Here is a 16,652-nt window from a genome sequence, read left to right as displayed (position 1 = left end):
TCAGACTAAAAAAGCGCCTTCAGAATAAAGAAGAATAGGATCGCGAGTCCCGCGCCGGCCGGAAGCGTAATAATCCATGACATGAAAATATTGCGGATAACGCTCAAGTTTAGCGCGGCAATGCCGCGTGCTAGGCCAACCCCTAGTACTGCACCAACCAGAGTATGTGTCGTTGAAATCGGTAGCCCGGTTGCCGAGGCAATAACGACGGTTGAGGCGGCGCCAAGCTCTGCAGCAAAGCCTCGGCTGGGTGTGAGTTCGGTGATCTTGGTGCCAACAGTGGCGATAACTTTGAAACCGTAGGTGGCAAGGCCAAACACTATGCCGCCGGCACCGACCAATAGAACCCAAGGTGGTAGGCCAGATTTAGCGCCGATCTCACCGCCGGATTGTACAACACTTACTATTGCGGCCACCGGTCCTATTGCATTGGCTACGTCATTTGAGCCATGGGCGAAGGCCATGGCGCAGGCGGTGAACACCATGAGTACGGCAAACATGCGCTCAACACCGGCAAAACGAGAGGTGCTTTCGTCGGCAGAAACGTCTTTGATACCGCGCATGAATAGCTGGCCGGCGATCGACACTACAACACCGACAGCGGCTGAGTAAATGATGCACTCATTGAAGTTGAGGCCAAGTCCAACGTGCTTTAAACCTTTGGTCATGGTGACCATAGAGATCATAAAGCCGACAACAAATAGATAGTATGGAATGTATTTCTTGGCTGCCGCGAAGGGGTCTGCAGCATTCAAAATTAAGCGCTGTGCGCTTAGGAACAAACCGAAGGACAGTGTTCCTGCTAGCACCGGTGAAACAACCCAACTCGCAACGATTTGACCTACTTTCCCCCACTCAACGGCGTCAGTGCTAATGCCGACGGCAGCGAAACCCACTAGCGCACCAACGATAGAGTGTGTGGTCGATACCGGCCAGCCCATCATGCTTGCGATAAAAAGCCACACACCGGCGGCGAGCAAGGACGATAGCATGCCGAAAACCAGCAAGTCGGGATTGCCCGCGACAAACGCTGGATCGATAATGCCTTTACGTATAGTTTCGGTGACTTCGCCACCTGCAAGATAGGCGCCGCAGAATTCAAAAACCATGGCGATCAGAATTGCTTGTTTAATGGTGAGCGCTTTAGCGCCTACTGACGTCCCCATCGCATTAGCAACGTCGTTGGCGCCAACGCCCCACGCCATGAAAAAACCAAAGAGACAAGCCAGAATTAGCAATAGTTGCCCGTGTTCAGCAATAATTGACATGTTAAATCCTTATTTTGAGCGAAAACCGCGGCTTTAGCGTGCGATAACAATTTGCAGGCGTGAACCTACTTTCTGTGATTTGTCAGACAGTTCACCAATCAAGTTAATGATTTGATACAGGAACATGACATCTACGGGGGGGTGGTCTTTCTCTATTAAATAGAGTGCGGCGCGAATATCAATTTGCACCTTGTCGGCTGAATGCTCTAAGCGATCAAGCTCTTCGATAAGTGTTTCAACTAATTTAACTTCACGGCCGCGAAAACCGGTTTCAAGTAGTTCGTCGAGCTCCTCAATGGCTTTCATCGCTTGAGCAGAGGTAGCAATCGCTAAGTCTACGTAATCAACCATGATCTTGGTGAGTGACTCAGGGATTTTCATCTGCCGCCCCAGCATCAATCCGGCAATGTCTTTGCTGCAGTTGGCAATGCGATCCTGCATGCTGACCAAATCTAAGAGGTCTGAGCGCGGTACGGGCAGGAAGAGGTTGCTAGGAAGCTGAAGACGTACTTGCTTTTTAAGCTTGTCGGCTTCGTTCTCGAGATCGACAATAACACTGTGGGCTTTGGCAGCTTTGTCCCAATCACCTTCTAGAACGGCGTTGATAAAGGGCTTTAATGCAGCAGCACAATTTTTTGCCTGTTTCATGTGTTCTTGAATAGGCGCAAAGGGTGATTTGCCGAATAAATTACTTAGCGAGTTTAAAGGCACGGTACAACTCCTATGGTCGTCGAGCGTTAAGTGGCCGGAATTATACGGGCCTCTGTCGAGGCTCACCAGTTAATAAAGCCCACTAATATTCTTACAGCTGGTTGTTAAGATTGTGTGACTTGCCATAATGGAGTGATATCGATCATAGGATTTAGGCTTATATGCACAGCAACATCAATAAAACTGGGCTTTTAGACACGGCGTTGCTGATCAGACAGCTTGTGGAAGACGGTGTTTTAGATGCCGCTGTGGCGAAGCGTGTGCGGCCAAATCCCCCGCGTGTTGGTGATAAGACCCAGCATGTTCTTAATTATCTTGCTGCCGAGCAGTTGCCAGACGCGAGTCGAGCGGGGCGCCTGCTTGGTATGGACCGTTTGCTTGAATGGCTGTCTGGGCATTGCGGTCAGCTTCCGCAGCGTATAGACCCCCTAAAGGTTGATGTGCCAGCGGTAACTGCGGTGATGTCTTTTGCCTTTGCGCAACGTCACCGCATTTTGGCCTTAGCGGTCACACCTCAGGAGGTTGTGATCGCCGGAGGGGAGCCCTTTGTCAGCGCCTGGGAAAAGGATTTGCAGCAGGTGGTGCGCCGCCCTATACGCAGGGTTATTGCCGATCCCGAAGCGATTGACCGCTTTACGGTAGAATTTTACAGCTTGGCAAAATCGGTGCGCGGCGCCAGTGGTGATAGCCGCAATGGCGGGCAGGCCAATGCTAATCTTGAGCAATTGCTGGAGATTAGTAATCTCAAGGATTTGGATGCTAATGATGGTCATGTCGTCAATATCGTCGACTGGCTATTGCAGTACGCCTACGACCAGCGCGCCAGCGATATTCACATTGAGCCACGCCGTGAGCATGGCAATGTGCGATTTCGAATCGACGGAGTTTTGTACAACGTATATGAGTTGCCGGCGTCGGTACTTACGGCGGTCGTCAGCCGGTTAAAGATATTAGGTCGTATGGACGTCGCTGAGAAACGTCGTCCACAAGATGGTCGATTGAAAACAAAAAATTCTGCGGGCGATGAAATTGAATTGCGGCTTTCAACGCTGCCCACTGCCTTCGGCGAAAAAATGGTCATGCGGATATTTGACCCAGAGGTCTTACTGCGCAGTTTTGATGAGCTAGGTCTGCGTGGTGAAGACCGTCAGCGCTGGGATGGCATGATTCGCGCGCCCCACGGTATAGTTTTGGTAACTGGACCAACAGGCTCGGGTAAGACCACCACCCTGTATTCTAGCCTCAAACAGATTGCCACCAGCGAAGTGAATGTGTGCACCATCGAAGATCCGATTGAAATGGTGGAAGACGCCTTCAATCAAATGCAGGTACAGCACAATATTAATCTCGATTTTGCCGGTGGCGTGCGCGCACTTTTGCGACAAGATCCAGATATTATTATGATCGGCGAGATTCGCGACTTAGAAACCGCTGAAATGGCTATTCAAGCCGCTTTAACTGGCCATTTGGTGATTTCAACTCTGCATACCAATGACGCGCCCTCGGCGGTGACGCGATTATTAGAGCTTGGCGTGCCCGCGTATTTAATTCGCGCGACGGTTCTTGGTGTTATGGCGCAGCGATTGGTACGTAGCTTGTGTCCTCATTGCAAAGCGCCAGTGGCGCTTGATGAAACTGAGTGGACGACTTTAACATCTCCTTGGAAGGTCACGCCGCCGCCCCAGATTTATCATGCGCCTGGCTGTCTGGAGTGTCGTAATACGGGCTTCTATGGTCGGCAAGGTATCTATGAAATTCTGCCCGTTGAGGGACAGGTACAAGCGGCGATAGGGGATGATGTCGAACTCGATAAATTACGTCGTTTGGCAATGAAAAATGGGATGCGCACGTTGCGGCTAAGTGGTGCCCATAAAGTGGCGCGTGGGGAAACTACCATCGCTGAGGTATTGCGAGTGGCGCCGCCGGTGCAAACGGGCTGAGTTTGAATTGCTGTTTAGTAGCGTGTAGAGCCGCGCTATTTTGCTAGAAATAAAATAAGACGGTTTTAGGAATAAACGAATGACCATGCCACGCGAGTATCGCGGCTTACATGTTTTGGCGGAAGAGCTGCCCCCATCCTTGGCGGCAGACGTCGAAGTAGTCTGGCAAAATCTGTTTGAACGCTGTGATAAAACGCAGCGCGATTGGTATGAGGCTTTTGCCGAGTCTGAACATCGTCCGCAACTATTAAGGGCCTTCGCCTGCAGTCAGGCATTGGCGGAATTGTGTGTGCGCCATCCTGCTTGGCTAATTGAACTGTTTTCAACCGATCAGCTGCTTTCTTTTTTACCGGACGAAGCGTGGCAAGCGGAATTAAGTGCTTTATGTACTGACTGTGACAATGCGGACTCGCTGGCGAAAATACTGCGTGACTTTCGCAACCGTCATTGGCTGCGAGTTGTCTGGCGCGACCTCAATCGCCTTGCTGACATGGAAGAAACAGTGCGGGACTTGTCTCGGCTTGCTGACGCCTGTGTTGAGATTGCCTTGGCGGTTTTGCATCGTCAGTTAGTTGTCGAGCGCGGCGAGCCGCAATCGGCAGATGGCACCCCGCAGCAATTAGTAGTGATTGCCATGGGTAAGTTGGGGGCCGGCGAGTTAAACCTGTCTTCCGATATTGATCTTATTTTTACCTATCCGCAGGCGGGGAGCACCGTTGGTGGGCCACGTGTGGATGATAATCAGGCCTTTTTTATTCGTCTCGGTCAGCGCTTAATTAAAGCCTTAGATATCCGCACGGCGGATGGTTTCGTTTTTAGAGTCGATATGCGGTTGCGCCCCTATGGGGAGAGCGGTCCCTTGGTAATTAGCTTCGACGCATTAGAAGAGTATTACCAAGATCAGGGACGAGATTGGGAGCGATACGCCCTTATCAAGGCGCGTTGCATTGCTGGAGATCACCAAGAAGGCAATCGTTTACTCACGCAATTGCGGCCCTTTGTCTATCGCCGCTATCTCGATTTCTCAGCGATCGAATCGCTGCGCGATATGAAGTCGATGATTCAGCGAGAGGTAGTGCGGCGCCAGCTGCAAGACAATATTAAGCTCGGCTCCGGCGGTATTCGTGAAATTGAATTTATTGCCCAGTGCTTCCAGTTAATTCGCGGTGGCCAAGAGCCCGCCTTGCAGGCTTTAAAATTACAAGTCGTTCTTCCAGAATTGGTAAAGATGTCTTGTCTTCCCGCAGTGGTTGTAGATGAATTGCAGGCCGCGTATCGCTTTTTACGTAATACCGAACATGCGATTCAGGCCTGGCGAGATGAGCAAACGCAGCAGCTACCCGAGAATGACGCTGAGCGCGTGGCCTTAAGTATCGCCATGGGGTTTGGCGAAGATGTCAGCGCCTTTCAGCATGCCCTGGGTGAGCATCGGCAGCGTGTTGCCGCGCATTTTGCTCACGTTATTGCGCCCCCAGAATCCGAGCTCGAGGGCCAGCATCTCAGTAATAATCGCTGGAGAACGATGCTTGATGAATTAGATCGAGACTCCGTTAAAGCAACCTTGGAAGAAGCGGGATTTGACGATGCGGACGAAGCTGCGCGCCTATTAGTCGCGTTGCTCAATGGCGCCAGCGTCTTGCGTATGCAGGGTCGTGGCCGTGATCGCTTATATGATTTTCTGCCCCTGTTATTAGAAGACCTGTGCGAGGCAAGTTCACCGTCAGCGACACTGCTGCGCTTGATACCACTTGTGGAGGCAGTACTGCGACGCACTTCGTATTTGGTACTGCTAATGGAAAATCCAGGCGCACGTAGTCGTCTAGTAGAGTTGTGCGATGCGAGTCCGTGGATCGCTAGGCAGCTGGCGGCGCAGCCGGTGTTACTAGATGAGTTATTAGACCCGAGCAGTTTGTTCTCGGTGCCAGAAAAGGCTGGTTTAACCAGTGAACTACGGCAGCGCTTACTGCGTGTCGAGCGAGATGATCTTGAGACGCAAATGGAGGCGCTCCGACATTTTCGTTTGGCCCACGTTCTGCGTGTGATGGCATCGGAGGTGACCGGCAGTTTACCACTAATGAAAGTGAGTGATTACCTGACGTATATCGCGGAGGTAGTCTTAGAGGCGGTGCTTGATATTGCGTGGCAAAATTTAGTTGATAAGCATGGTAGCCCGGTGCCAGCGGGTGACGATCAGCGTCATTTTGTTATTTTGGGTTACGGTAAATTAGGTGGGATTGAACTGGGTTACAGCTCTGACCTTGACCTCGTTTTTATGCATGATTTGCCCTCAAGCTGTGTCAGTGATGGTGACAGACCCTTGGATGCGGGGTCATTTTATACGCGCCTAGGGCAGCGTATTATTCATATTCTTACTGCGACAACCCGATTAGGTGCGCTTTACGACGTAGATATGCGATTGCGGCCTTCAGGCAATTCTGGATTATTAGTGTCGTCGTTTACTGCATTTAGCGACTACCAGCACAATCAGGCGTGGACATGGGAACATCAGGCCTTGGTTCGTGTGCGTGCGGTCGCGGGCGATGAAGTGTTGGCGCAAAAGTTTGCCAGATTGAGGGCCGAAATCCTGTGTAAACCGCGCGATATTTTGGTGCTTAACAAAGAAGTAGTGAGCATGCGGCAGAAAATGCGTGACCATCTGCTGTCTGGTAGCGATAAAAATGCAGATTTTGATATTAAACAGGGTACTGGAGGTATCGTTGATATTGAATTTATGGTGCAATATGCCGTTTTAGCATGGTCGCATCAGCACCCACCGCTTACTAACTACACTGATAATATTCGTATCTTGGAATCACTGGCTGAACAGGGCCTAATTTCGACATCGGATACCCGGACACTGATTGACGCTTACAAGGCGTTCCGCAGTCAGGCGCATCGCCTCAGCTTACAAGAGCAAAAAGGGTTGATAGCCGATACGGCATTGGGTACAGAGCGGGAAATTGTAAGCCGTTTCTGGCAGCAACTGATGTTGTCTCCATAATGGTATTTGCCTGAATTTGTTGAGGAGTAACACACGATGTCTATGGCTGATCGTGACGGCCTGATTTGGTTCGACGGTGAAATGGTTCCCTGGCGCGATGCGCGGGTTCATGTTTTAACACATACACTGCACTACGGTATGGGCGTGTTTGAAGGCGTACGCGCCTATCAAACCAAAGATCGTGGCACCTGCATTTTCCGTATGCACGAGCACACTGACCGCTTATTCCGGTCTGCGCATATCATGCGTATGGAAATGTCAGTGACCAAAGATCAGGTTAATGAAGCTCAGCGTGCCGTGGTTCGTGAAAACGGATTGCAGGAAGCGTATTTGCGTCCTATGTGCTTTTACGGCTCAGAAGGTATGGGTCTGCGTGCCGACAACCTAAAGATGCACGTTATTGTTGCCGCCTGGGATTGGCCAAGTTACATGAGCCCTGAGGCGCGGGACAAAGGTATTAAAGTACGTTGCTCGTCCTATACACGTCACCACGTCAATATTTCGATGTGTAAAGCTAAGGCGAATGGTCATTACATCAATTCGATGTTGGCTCTGCGCGAAGCCTTGGACAGCGGCTGTGAAGAGGCGCTGCTTCTGGACAACGAAGGCTATGTTGCCGAAGGCAGTGGCGAGAATGTCTTTATTGTTCGCAACGGCAAGTTGTATACCCCTGAGTTAACCAGCTGCTTAGATGGTATTACGCGCAACACCATTTTTGAATTTGCCAATGAGCTTGGTTTGAAAGTGGAAGAAAAACGTATCACGCGTGATGAAGTTTACGTTGCGGATGAGGCCTTCTTTACTGGTACTGCAGCAGAAGTTCTGCCGATTCGCGAGTTGGATGGTCGGATTATCGGCTCCGGTTCACGTGGCCCTGTGACTAACTTGCTACAAAATATGTATTTTGATCAAGTTAAAGGACGTCGCGAAGAGTTTCCTGAGTGGTTGACGCCTGTTAAGTAAGTTTTGATCGAACGCCGTAGCGCTAGCTGCGGCGTTTATTTCTCCTTGGGTTTTTCGCTGTATTTGCATTCCCCTCTGATAACGACCTCATTTAGCACCGCGTATTTATCAATAATAAGGTAGCCAACTGGGCAGTATTTTTTTAGTCGTGGATCGTGTTCCAAGTCGTTTAATGTTCTTTTTAATTGAGACTCACTGTCCTCCCGTGGTTTGCCTGTGCCATCTTCGCGCCGATTTGAAGAGGTTATGGGGCGAGGCGCTTCGCGAAACAATGGTTGGCTATAGCTAAATAAGCGAATATCACCAGCTTTGATGGTTTGTTCAAATTTGCCACGTGGCGCCTGCTGCGCCGGCCGACTCGCGCAGCCGCTCAACGTAACTAGGCAAAGTATCGCACTGAAAAATGTGCAAAAAATGACGTTTATGCGCATGTGTCTGGGGTTCTCATCGGCAAATTTGTGAGCTTGGCGAGTTTAACATGACAAAGTCTTAATGCCAGATCACCGGGCCCTTTGTCATCGCAGGTGGATTTATGCTCATCCCATGGTTAGAATCCTGTTACTACATGAGCGGCATTCTTTCTATTTGTACTTGGCCAACGCCTTAAGGTGCCTGATATGACCTCGGTATCTTTAATAGGTTTTTAGGCTTAGAAGAATTCCACGGACTATATTCCAAATAACAGCAATCAGAAGAATAGTGGCCCCGTTTTATGCCGTCAGAATCAGCAATTGCCAGTCAGCCCATACTCCGGGCTGCTAAAGCCAGTGTTACGTCTTTAAATGAAGCGAGACCAAGGCGCGCCTTAAAAGTATGCCTTTTGGGGTATCGAAGCGCGCCCTATGGCGGTGGTCAGGGTATCTACCTTAAGTATTTGAGTAAGGCTTTAGTTGAGGCTGGTCACCAGGTTGACGTGATCTCTGGTCAGCCATACCCCCATCTTGATCCGCGGGTAAATCTCATCAAAATGCCGGGCATGAATTTATTTGAAACCGGCTTAACGTCGATTCGCCCACATCATCTCACTTCCCTTACCAATATCTACGAATGGACGGGGAAGCTCACCGGTGCATTTTCTGAGCCCTATTGCTTTGGACGGCGGGTGCTCAAATATTTAAAAGAACACGGTCGTCATTACGATATTATCCATGACAATCAGTGCTTGAGTTACGGCATGTTGGAGCTGCAAAAGCAGGGCTTTCCGTTAATTACAACGATCCATCATCCGATTACCAGTGATTTAAAGATTGCGTTAAAAGCGGCGAAAAGTTGGACGGAGCGACTACTTATACGTCGTTGGCACAGCTTTTTGATTATGCAGCGTAATGTTGCGCGGGAGCTTCATCATGTGGTGACGGTGTCTGAGCGGTCGAGAATGGATATCGCCGCCGCCTTTGATATACAACCGGCGGGAATTAGCTTGGTCCATTGTGGAATCGATACCGAGGAATTTAAGCCGCTTGAACACGTAGCGAAAAAGCCGAATCGCATTATGGCGACGGTGTCATCTGACCAACCACTGAAAGGTATGCGTTATTTGTTAGAGGCGGTTGCTGCGGTTGTGCCTAATTACCCTGATCTCGAATTATTGCTGGTGGGTAAACCGAAAGAAGACGGCGAAAGTGGTGAGTTGATCCGCAAATTAGGTATCGGCAAACATATTCGCGCCGTTAGCGGCATTAGTACTGAAGATCTGGTTAAGTACTATAACGAGGCCTCGGTGGTGGTGGTTCCCTCAATATACGAAGGCTTTGGCTTGCCTGCAGGCGAAGCCATGGCCTGTGGCACCGCATTGATTTCTACCGACGGTGGTGCATTGCCCGAGGTGGTCGGTGACGCGGCTGTTAAGGTGCCGGTTCGCGATAGTGCGGCCATTGCTGAAGCTTTAGAAACCTTGCTGGCCTCACCTGCATGGCGTGATGAATTGGCTGTAGCAGGTCGTAAACGCATAGAAGAATTGTTCTGCTGGACGCGGGCCGCGCAGCAAATGACGAATTATTATTGGCAGGTGATACAACGTGAAAACGGTTGATTTTCGTCATTTTCAATTAAATCGAGGAGACATAATCCTAGACCTCGGTTGTGGCGAAGGTCGCCATGTTATCTCTGCGTATGTTGAAGCTGACGTCACCGCGATTGGCGTAGATTTATCTCTCGGTGATTTGAAAACTGCGCAAGAAAGGTTCAAGGATTTCTGTCCGGGCGAGGACGCTAATAAGGGTTTCGGTCTTGCCAATGGCGATGCTATGCAGCTGCCCTTTGCCGATAATACCTTTGATAAAATTATCTGCTCGGAAGTCTTAGAGCATATCCCGGACTATCAATCGGTATTAAAAGAAATTGAGCGCGTGCTTAAACCTGGTGGCCTGTTCTGTGCCAGCGTACCAAGAGCCTGGCCGGAAAAAATATGTTGGGCGCTAAGCGAGGCTTATCACAAGGTTGAAGGCGGCCATCTACGCATATTTAAGGCGAGCGAATTGCGCCGCCAAATTCAGAGTTTGGGTTTTCGGTTTTATCGACGCCATTGGGCACACGCTTTGCATTCACCCTATTGGTGGCTGAAATGCGCATTTTGGAAAAATCAGGATTCCAATCCTATCATTAAGCAATACCACCGTTTTTTAGTCTGGGACTTAATGGATAGGCCCCTGTTCACGCGAACCTTAGAGGCAAGCTTGAATCCAGTGCTGGGGAAATCAGTAGTCATGTATTTTGAAAAGGCGAAAGCGGCATGAGCGGACTGTTTCTGAGTAAGGGTCTTTTTCCGCAAGAGTTCTTCCGACCGACGGTCGAATTTTTACTTCGTGCGCAGCAGGCTGATGGCAGTATACCGTGGTTTGATGGCGGACATTGTGACCCTTGGGATCATGTTGAATCGGCGATGGGTCTGAGTATTGGTGGGGAGTATGCGGCCGCTGAAAACGCCTACCGGTGGTTGAAGAACGCACAGCTAGAAGACGGCAGTTGGTGGGCAGCATACCGTGCCGGTGAAGTTGATAACAAAGAGCGCCGTGAAACGAACTTTGTCGCGTATATCGCGACCGGTGTTTGGCATCACTACTTAATTAGCGAAAACCGATCATTTTTGCGTGAAATGTGGCCCTGCGTTCGGCGTGCCATTGGATTTGTACTCGCGCAACAGTCCCGTCACGGCGAAATAAATTGGGCGGTAGACGCTCACGGCCAGCCAATGCCAGATGCGCTGATTACCGGTTGTTCTTCTATCTATAAAAGCCTTGAATGCGCTGTGAATATTTCTGTGATCATTGGCGACCCGCGCGCCGATTGGCGAGATGCACGGGCAGCCTTGGGCGACGCTTTACGTAACAAACCCGAACGTTTTGATCGTACCTGGGAAAGCAAGGCGCGTTACTCCATGGATTGGTTCTATCCAGTGTTGACTGGCGCGGTGCCCAGCGCAAAGGCGAGCGCCCATTTGCAAAAACGCTGGGACGATTTTGTAGAGCAGGGTTTGGGTTGCCGATGCGTATCGGATCAGCCATGGGTGACTGTCGCTGAGTCCTGCGAGTTAACTATGGCGTTATTAGCGGCAGGTGATCACGCTCGCGCAGTAATGGTGTATAGCTGGTTGCATCAGTGGCGTGAATCCAATGGCGAATACTGGACTGGTTACCAATTTGTAGAAGATGTGTTGTGGCCAGATGAACGCCCAACATGGACTGCTGCTGCAATCTTACTGGCGGCCGATGCGCTGACAGAACACACTGCCGCCTATCATTTGTTTAGTCAGGTTCGTTTATTAGACGTCAAAGCTGTCGAGCACACGTCAGAAAAAGGCCGCGCCCGAACGTCTAAGGCCTAAACCATTTTCACTGATTTTGATCTGAGTTTTCTCGTCAGTAGCTGGGGAGAAATCAGCTAGAATATGCGTGTTTCTTCTTTGCTCCAACTACGCAATCACAGCATCAAGGGTGAATGGCTTACTTTCAGCATCAGCTAGTAATGTTTGTAAAACAGGCATGACTTCTTGTAGCTGCGTGTTTAGTTGCCACGGTGGATTGATGACAAACATCGCACTGCCATACATGCCGTGACTGCCTTGCTCGGCCTGAACACAAAGTTGCGCATGTAAGAAATTACTTGGTGATAGTGCTTTCAACCGGCGGCCTAAATCCTTTGATTCGTCTCTAGGAATGAGCGGGTACCAGAGTGCGTACACGCCATTCTGGAATCGTCTTTGGCAATCTTTTAATGTGGTAATGACATTGCGGTAGTCATTTTTGTCTTCGTAAGGTGGATCAATCAACACCAGTGCCCGTTTGCTGGGTGGCGGCAATAAGGCTTTTAATCCCGCAAATCCATCGCTGTCATGAATTTGGGCGCGTCGTTTGAAACGCTTACTCAAATTCTGGTGATCGTTAGGATGCAGTTCAAATAAGTGTGCTTTGTCCTGCTCGCGTAACAGTGCCAGTGCAATGGCCGGCGAGCCGGGGTAGCCAGCTGCTTCGCCCGCGGAGCAAGTGTTGATAATGTCGAGGTAACGTCTAAGCGCGGCCGGAAGCTCTATTTCAGATTGCCAAAGCTTCGCGATACCGCTGTCGAATTCGCGGTTTTGGGCGCTAAAAGCACTGGCAAAATGGTAAAACCCCGCCCCAGCATGGGTGTCGATGTAAGATAGGGCTGTGGGCTTTTGTAGCAAGTAGTCGAGGATGAGTACCTCAACGACGTGCTTTAACACATCAGCGTGATTGCCGGCGTGAAAGCCGTGGCGGTAACTAAGCATTGCCGACTATTCCGGTGCTGGCGCTGAGAGGTCTCAGCGCTGGTGATAGTCTACGCAAAGCGCGACTTCGTTTGCTGCACCCAATATAACGGGAACGCGTTGGTGGATATGTTCTGGCTGAATATCGAGAATCTTGCCGTCAGGGGTCCACACTTCACCGCCTGCCTGTTCGACTAAATATCCCATTGGGTTCGCTTCATACATGAGACGTAGTTTGCCCGCTTGGTCTGGTTTACGGCTGTCCCACGGGTAGGTGAACAAACCGCCGCGACACAGGATACGATGAACATCGGCGACCATTGCCGCGACCCAGCGCATATTAAAATCTTTACCGCGCGGACCGTCTTTGCCAGCCATTAGATCGGCAATATAGTCTTGCATTGGTGCTACCCAATGACGTTGGTTAGACATATTGATGGAGAATTCTTTCGCGTCTGCGGGAATCGCGACTTCTGCGTCGGTCATTAAATAGTTGTTGACGTCTTGGTCGAGGGTGAACATCACCACGCCCTTACCGATACTTAATACCAGCATCACCGACGGGCCGTACAAAACATAACCTGCTGCACTTTGATGGCGGCCGGGCTGAAGGAAGTCCTGTTCGGTAACTACTTCCGTGCCGCTGTGGGGCAGCACTGAAAAGATGGTGCCGACCATGCTATTAATATCGATATTCGATGAGCCATCGAGGGGGTCGAAGGTGACCAAAAAACTGCCGTTGGTATGGCAAGGGACGACATCGGTTTCTTCTTCAGAGGCTAAGCCGCGCACAGCCGGTATCGCCGCTAAGGCGTCTTTGATCATGTCGTTGGCGATGACATCAAGTTTCTTTTGATCTTCTCCCTGCACATTTTCAGCGCCAGCGGCACCGAGAATGCCCGCTAAAGCACCCTTCGCTAGGGACTTGCTGATATTGATGCTCACATCGGCCAAACCGAGAATGATGGATTGTAATTCTGGCGCAACGTCGGCGTTTGCTAAATACTGGGGCAGTGCAATTCTGCTCATGGAGAAAATTCCGTTTACGAGTTAACAGCGGACTATTATGCCAGTCAGCGTGCGCATAAGACAGTTAGACAGGGTTGGTGAAGTCAAAAGCTAGATTGATTTTACATCGACTGCCTGATTCATTTATCGTTAACGAAACAATTTCACGACTGACAAGGAGGTCATCATGAAATCTCGTCTGATATTGCTCGCTCTATGTTTTGGATTCTCGTCGCTACTGTGTGCCGCAGATTGGCAAGCCTGCCGCGCGAGAAAAGTTGAGGCGGTTCGCTTAGAGCAGGCATTGGGAGATGGCAAAAAACTAAAGGGTTATGCCAGTGGCGCAGCAATGAAGAAAGCACGTCGCGCCAAAGAAGACTGGATATGGAAAAACTGCCGCTACTACTCTCGCCGGTTACGTGACTTAGAACGGGATATGATGTGATTGGTTAGGTGGAATGATTAAGCACACCGTTATAGCCGCCCGATAGGGTATTCACCGAACCGGAGCGAATGCCCTTGGTTTTGAGGCGTTCGCACACGCTGCTGTTTATCTCGCGTATGTTTGTCATCGCGAATGCGTTATATTTCGTAGGCTTATAATTATTGTTTTAGGGGAGTTTCGAATGAGATTTTTAACCTTACTTATAGCTGCGGCACTCGCGAGTTCAGCTTTACATGCCGCCGTTGTTGAGAAAAAAATTACCCTGCCTAATAAGCTCGGAACCGCGGTTATGTATCACGATAGTGAGGTCACTCAGCCATCGCCTGCGGTGGTTGTAGTTCATGAATGGTGGGGTTTGAATGATTACGCACGGGAGCGGGCTCACCAGCTAGCGGAATTAGGTTACACGGCAATTGCGGTTGATATGTATGGCACAGGTAAGTCCACAAGCCACCCCAAGGATGCGATGTCATTTATGAATGCGGCACTAGCCGAACCGGAAAAAATGGATGCGCGTTTTGATGCGGCATTAGCTATTTTACGTAAGCAGCCATCAGTAAATAGTCAAAAGTTGTTCGCCATTGGTTATTGTTTTGGCGGGGCGGTGGTATTGAATCAAGCACGCCGTGGACTTGATCTTGCTGGCGTGGCGAGTTTCCATGGATCGCTGGGTACTGACACCAAGGTTGAGCCTGGCACGATTAAGGCGAAGGTATTAGTGGCAACGGGCGGTGCCGACACGATGGTGCCAGCAAAACAAGTGGCAGGTTTTGTCGAAGAAATGTCCGTGGCTGGTGTTGATTTTGAATTGCTAAGCTTTCCGGGCGTGAAGCACAGTTTTACAAATCCTGGCTCAACCGAACTCGGTAAAAAATATGACATGCCGCTGGCGTATGATGCTCATGCAGATAAAGTCAGTTGGGATGCATTGATGACGATGTTGGCTGAGTAAGATTGGCGTAGTCATTGCTTGGCCCTGTTAACGAGCGAATAGTCGATAGCAGGGCGAAGGAATGTATCACATAGTCCTCTGCGTGCTCGTTATTTGTGCTGCCGAGGGAGTGATATGAAAAAGTGCTATCGCGTACAGAAAAGTGCTATTCACGGTAAAGGTTTATTTGCTCGAAAGGGCATTATTGAAGGCACTGTACTTGGGGTATGTGAAACCAGGCCCGCTATCGAGGCGGGTCTGCATACACTGACCATGACAGATGGCCGTTTGATTGATGTGACGTGCGCGCTCAAGTACATCAACCATCATAAGTCTGCCAACGTCATTTACTACGATGATTTCACCGTCGTGGCGCTACGCGATATAGCGGCTGGCGAAGAGTTGCTCCATGACTATGGCGACGAGTGGCACTAGCTGGCTTCATTCAGGATAGAAAATACTGTGCGCCAATACATGAAAATAGTATTAATGCGATAACAATTGCGATGTTGCTGATAAAGCCATAGCGCAACGCTGGCGCGATAATTCGGTTGTTTAAGTAAAGTAGCGTGAGAGCCAAAAAGGGCATGAACAAGGCGCCAGTAACCGAATATAAAATGATGAGCCAAACAGGTTTACCCATGTAAAGCAGTGCAACGGGCGGAATGGCGATATACAGCAGCGCCAATTTGTAGGCCTTGCTGCTTACCCCATTTGCTTCCTGTGTGCCACGCCAATGTGCTGTGGCATCTGTAAAAATATAGGGCACGCCCTGCCATACACCGAGCATCGAGCTGAATACCGCAGCCCAAACCCCAACTAAGAAAAGGTCTCTAAAAATGGGGCTTAGCAGCAGGCCAAGTTGATCGGCCATCGCCAGCAATATATGGGTGCCAGACGCTGATTCGGGCGCCGACTGCGAGGCAAGAATCATAATTCCCATGCCAAATAGAGCAGTAATTGTGTAGGCGATGATCAAATCTATCCGTGCGAGGGTGAGCGACTCACTATTCTGCCAGCCTTTTTCTCGCATCCAGTAGCCGTAGCACAACAAAGTGACACTGCCGCCAACGCCGCCAACAAGTGCCATGACTAAATTAAAATGCTCACTGATGCTGCTAATGGTCGTCGATGAGCTATCACCTATGCTCGACCAATCACTCGCAAAGAGTGCTGCCATTACCGTGGCAAACATGAGCAGAATGAGAATTTTCATTGCCTGTTCAAAAAGTGAGTAGCGCCCGAATAGAACCAGAGTAATGGCGACTAGAGAGTGCAGTGAGGCCCAGCTATTTATCGATAACTGCGGGAGCAGTGCATTTGCAGCCAAGCCGCAGGCCGCCATGAGCGCTGCGCCAACAAGAAATGCCCAAATAAAGAGATAAATGAGAAAATACCAATTTATCCAGTGTGGTAAATACTGCTGCCAGCCGGCGAGTAATGTGTTCCCCGTAGCTAACTGCCAGCGCGCCAAGCCCTCGTTCAGAGCGAGTTTAATAATGGCACCAAAGGCAATAGCCCAAAGCAGTTGGGTGCCGAGACTGGCGCCGGATACCGCCGCGGCAACTAAATCGCCAGCCCCTAGACCGGTCGCCGCGACAACAAATCCGGGGCCAATTAGAGTGAGGGCGCGAAGCTGCTTCATGGCTAATACCTGTTAGG

16 protein-coding genes are annotated in these 16,652 nt (G+C 50.1%); 9 read left to right on the top strand and 7 right to left on the bottom strand.

Annotated features, from left to right (window positions below; all coding sequences use genetic code 11):
- Positions 1 to 5: 5 nt before the first annotated feature.
- Positions 6 to 1,268, bottom strand: a complete 1,263-nt coding sequence (locus O9X78_RS06365) for an inorganic phosphate transporter (RefSeq protein ID WP_269618787.1) — start codon at positions 1,266 to 1,268, stop codon at positions 6 to 8.
- A gap of 33 nt (positions 1,269 to 1,301) precedes the next feature.
- Positions 1,302 to 1,979 carry a TIGR00153 family protein gene (locus O9X78_RS06360; protein WP_269618786.1) on the bottom strand — a complete coding sequence of 226 codons (678 nt, stop codon included), beginning with the start codon at positions 1,977 to 1,979 and terminating at the stop codon, positions 1,302 to 1,304.
- Positions 1,980 to 2,140: 161 nt separating this feature from the next.
- Between O9X78_RS06360 and tfpB the strand changes: the two genes are divergently transcribed.
- The 3 genes from tfpB (at position 2,141) to O9X78_RS06345 (ending at position 7,883) form a co-directional block, all read left to right on the top strand.
- Positions 2,141 to 3,919: a type IV pilus assembly ATPase TfpB gene (gene tfpB / locus O9X78_RS06355; protein ID WP_269618785.1), complete on the top strand. Its 1,779-nt coding sequence runs from the start codon at positions 2,141 to 2,143 to the stop codon at positions 3,917 to 3,919.
- A gap of 79 nt (positions 3,920 to 3,998) precedes the next feature.
- Positions 3,999 to 6,920 (top strand): bifunctional [glutamate--ammonia ligase]-adenylyl-L-tyrosine phosphorylase/[glutamate--ammonia-ligase] adenylyltransferase, encoded by a 2,922-nt coding sequence (glnE, locus tag O9X78_RS06350; RefSeq protein ID WP_269618784.1) that lies wholly within the window; start codon positions 3,999 to 4,001, stop codon positions 6,918 to 6,920.
- A 36-nt stretch (positions 6,921 to 6,956) separates the two neighbouring features.
- Positions 6,957 to 7,883: a branched-chain amino acid transaminase gene (locus tag O9X78_RS06345; protein ID WP_269618783.1), complete on the top strand. Its 927-nt coding sequence runs from the start codon at positions 6,957 to 6,959 to the stop codon at positions 7,881 to 7,883.
- 35 nt (positions 7,884 to 7,918) lie between these two features.
- Here the strand turns inward: O9X78_RS06345 and O9X78_RS06340 are convergent, their stop codons facing one another.
- On the bottom strand, positions 7,919 to 8,314 hold the full coding sequence (locus tag O9X78_RS06340) for a hypothetical protein (RefSeq protein ID WP_269618782.1): 396 nt from the start codon (positions 8,312 to 8,314) through the stop codon (positions 7,919 to 7,921).
- A 281-nt stretch (positions 8,315 to 8,595) separates the two neighbouring features.
- Here O9X78_RS06340 and O9X78_RS06335 point away from each other — a divergent pair, with 281 nt between their 5' ends.
- Genes O9X78_RS06335 through O9X78_RS06325 form a run of 3 tightly spaced genes read left to right on the top strand, consistent with a single transcriptional unit; the run spans position 8,596 to position 11,706 of the window.
- Entirely contained in the window at positions 8,596 to 9,915 is a 1,320-nt protein-coding gene (locus O9X78_RS06335; RefSeq protein WP_269618781.1) for a glycosyltransferase family 4 protein, read from the top strand.
- Positions 9,902 to 10,618: a class I SAM-dependent methyltransferase gene (locus O9X78_RS06330; protein WP_269618780.1), complete on the top strand. Its 717-nt coding sequence runs from the start codon at positions 9,902 to 9,904 to the stop codon at positions 10,616 to 10,618. Before O9X78_RS06335 ends, O9X78_RS06330 begins: the two co-directional genes overlap by 14 nt.
- Positions 10,615 to 11,706, top strand: coding sequence for a prenyltransferase/squalene oxidase repeat-containing protein (locus O9X78_RS06325; protein WP_269618779.1), 1,092 nt, complete (start codon positions 10,615 to 10,617; stop codon positions 11,704 to 11,706). The genes O9X78_RS06330 and O9X78_RS06325 overlap by 4 nt, the downstream gene beginning before the upstream one ends.
- Before the next feature lie 87 nt (positions 11,707 to 11,793).
- Here O9X78_RS06325 and O9X78_RS06320 read toward each other — a convergent pair whose 3' ends face one another.
- Positions 11,794 to 12,627: a 23S rRNA (adenine(2030)-N(6))-methyltransferase RlmJ gene (locus O9X78_RS06320; RefSeq protein WP_269618778.1), complete on the bottom strand. Its 834-nt coding sequence runs from the start codon at positions 12,625 to 12,627 to the stop codon at positions 11,794 to 11,796.
- A 33-nt stretch (positions 12,628 to 12,660) separates the two neighbouring features.
- On the bottom strand, positions 12,661 to 13,635 hold the full coding sequence (locus O9X78_RS06315; protein ID WP_269618777.1) for a class 1 fructose-bisphosphatase: 975 nt from the start codon (positions 13,633 to 13,635) through the stop codon (positions 12,661 to 12,663).
- 166 nt (positions 13,636 to 13,801) lie between these two features.
- On the opposite strand from O9X78_RS06315, the gene O9X78_RS06310 reads away from it, so the two are divergent.
- Positions 13,802 to 14,059 carry a hypothetical protein gene (locus O9X78_RS06310; protein ID WP_269618776.1) on the top strand — a complete coding sequence of 86 codons (258 nt, stop codon included), beginning with the start codon at positions 13,802 to 13,804 and terminating at the stop codon, positions 14,057 to 14,059.
- 4 nt (positions 14,060 to 14,063) lie between these two features.
- Here O9X78_RS06310 and O9X78_RS06305 read toward each other — a convergent pair whose 3' ends face one another.
- Complete coding sequence (locus O9X78_RS06305; protein ID WP_269618775.1) at positions 14,064 to 14,186, bottom strand: hypothetical protein; 123 nt, start codon at positions 14,184 to 14,186, stop codon at positions 14,064 to 14,066.
- A 54-nt stretch (positions 14,187 to 14,240) separates the two neighbouring features.
- Here O9X78_RS06305 and O9X78_RS06300 point away from each other — a divergent pair, with 54 nt between their 5' ends.
- Entirely contained in the window at positions 14,241 to 15,011 is a 771-nt protein-coding gene (locus O9X78_RS06300; protein ID WP_269618774.1) for a dienelactone hydrolase family protein, read from the top strand.
- A gap of 114 nt (positions 15,012 to 15,125) precedes the next feature.
- Entirely contained in the window at positions 15,126 to 15,425 is a 300-nt protein-coding gene (locus O9X78_RS06295) for an SET domain-containing protein (RefSeq protein ID WP_269618773.1), read from the top strand.
- A 10-nt stretch (positions 15,426 to 15,435) separates the two neighbouring features.
- On the opposite strand, the gene O9X78_RS06290 is transcribed toward O9X78_RS06295, so the two are convergent.
- Positions 15,436 to 16,635 carry an Nramp family divalent metal transporter gene (locus O9X78_RS06290; RefSeq protein ID WP_269618772.1) on the bottom strand — a complete coding sequence of 400 codons (1,200 nt, stop codon included), beginning with the start codon at positions 16,633 to 16,635 and terminating at the stop codon, positions 15,436 to 15,438.
- Positions 16,636 to 16,652 lie beyond the last annotated feature (17 nt).

It is taken from the genome of Zhongshania aquatica, from assembly GCF_027257955.1.
GTDB lineage: Bacteria > Pseudomonadota > Gammaproteobacteria > Pseudomonadales > Spongiibacteraceae > Spongiibacter > Spongiibacter aquatica.
Note: the sequence above shows the minus strand (reverse complement) of the source record. Positions and strands in the feature narration are given on the sequence as shown.

Excerpts from the sequence above, each read along its gene's own strand:
- O9X78_RS06365 (WP_269618787.1), bottom strand. The coding sequence starts at position 1,268 with ATGTCAATTATTGCTGAACACGGGCAACTATTGCTAATTCTGGCTTGT.
- tfpB (WP_269618785.1), top strand. The coding sequence starts at position 2,141 with ATGCACAGCAACATCAATAAAACTGGGCTTTTAGACACGGCGTTGCTG.
- glnE (WP_269618784.1), top strand. The coding sequence starts at position 3,999 with ATGACCATGCCACGCGAGTATCGCGGCTTACATGTTTTGGCGGAAGAG.
- O9X78_RS06345 (WP_269618783.1), top strand. The coding sequence starts at position 6,957 with ATGTCTATGGCTGATCGTGACGGCCTGATTTGGTTCGACGGTGAAATG.
- O9X78_RS06340 (WP_269618782.1), bottom strand. The coding sequence starts at position 8,314 with ATGCGCATAAACGTCATTTTTTGCACATTTTTCAGTGCGATACTTTGC.
- O9X78_RS06335 (WP_269618781.1), top strand. The coding sequence starts at position 8,596 with ATGCCGTCAGAATCAGCAATTGCCAGTCAGCCCATACTCCGGGCTGCT.
- O9X78_RS06325 (WP_269618779.1), top strand. The coding sequence starts at position 10,615 with ATGAGCGGACTGTTTCTGAGTAAGGGTCTTTTTCCGCAAGAGTTCTTC.
- O9X78_RS06320 (WP_269618778.1), bottom strand. The coding sequence starts at position 12,627 with ATGCTTAGTTACCGCCACGGCTTTCACGCCGGCAATCACGCTGATGTG.
- O9X78_RS06315 (WP_269618777.1), bottom strand. The coding sequence starts at position 13,635 with ATGAGCAGAATTGCACTGCCCCAGTATTTAGCAAACGCCGACGTTGCG.
- O9X78_RS06310 (WP_269618776.1), top strand. The coding sequence starts at position 13,802 with ATGAAATCTCGTCTGATATTGCTCGCTCTATGTTTTGGATTCTCGTCG.
- O9X78_RS06305 (WP_269618775.1), bottom strand. The coding sequence starts at position 14,186 with ATGACAAACATACGCGAGATAAACAGCAGCGTGTGCGAACGCCTCAAA.
- O9X78_RS06300 (WP_269618774.1), top strand. The coding sequence starts at position 14,241 with ATGAGATTTTTAACCTTACTTATAGCTGCGGCACTCGCGAGTTCAGCT.
- O9X78_RS06295 (WP_269618773.1), top strand. The coding sequence starts at position 15,126 with ATGAAAAAGTGCTATCGCGTACAGAAAAGTGCTATTCACGGTAAAGGT.
- O9X78_RS06290 (WP_269618772.1), bottom strand. The coding sequence starts at position 16,635 with ATGAAGCAGCTTCGCGCCCTCACTCTAATTGGCCCCGGATTTGTTGTC.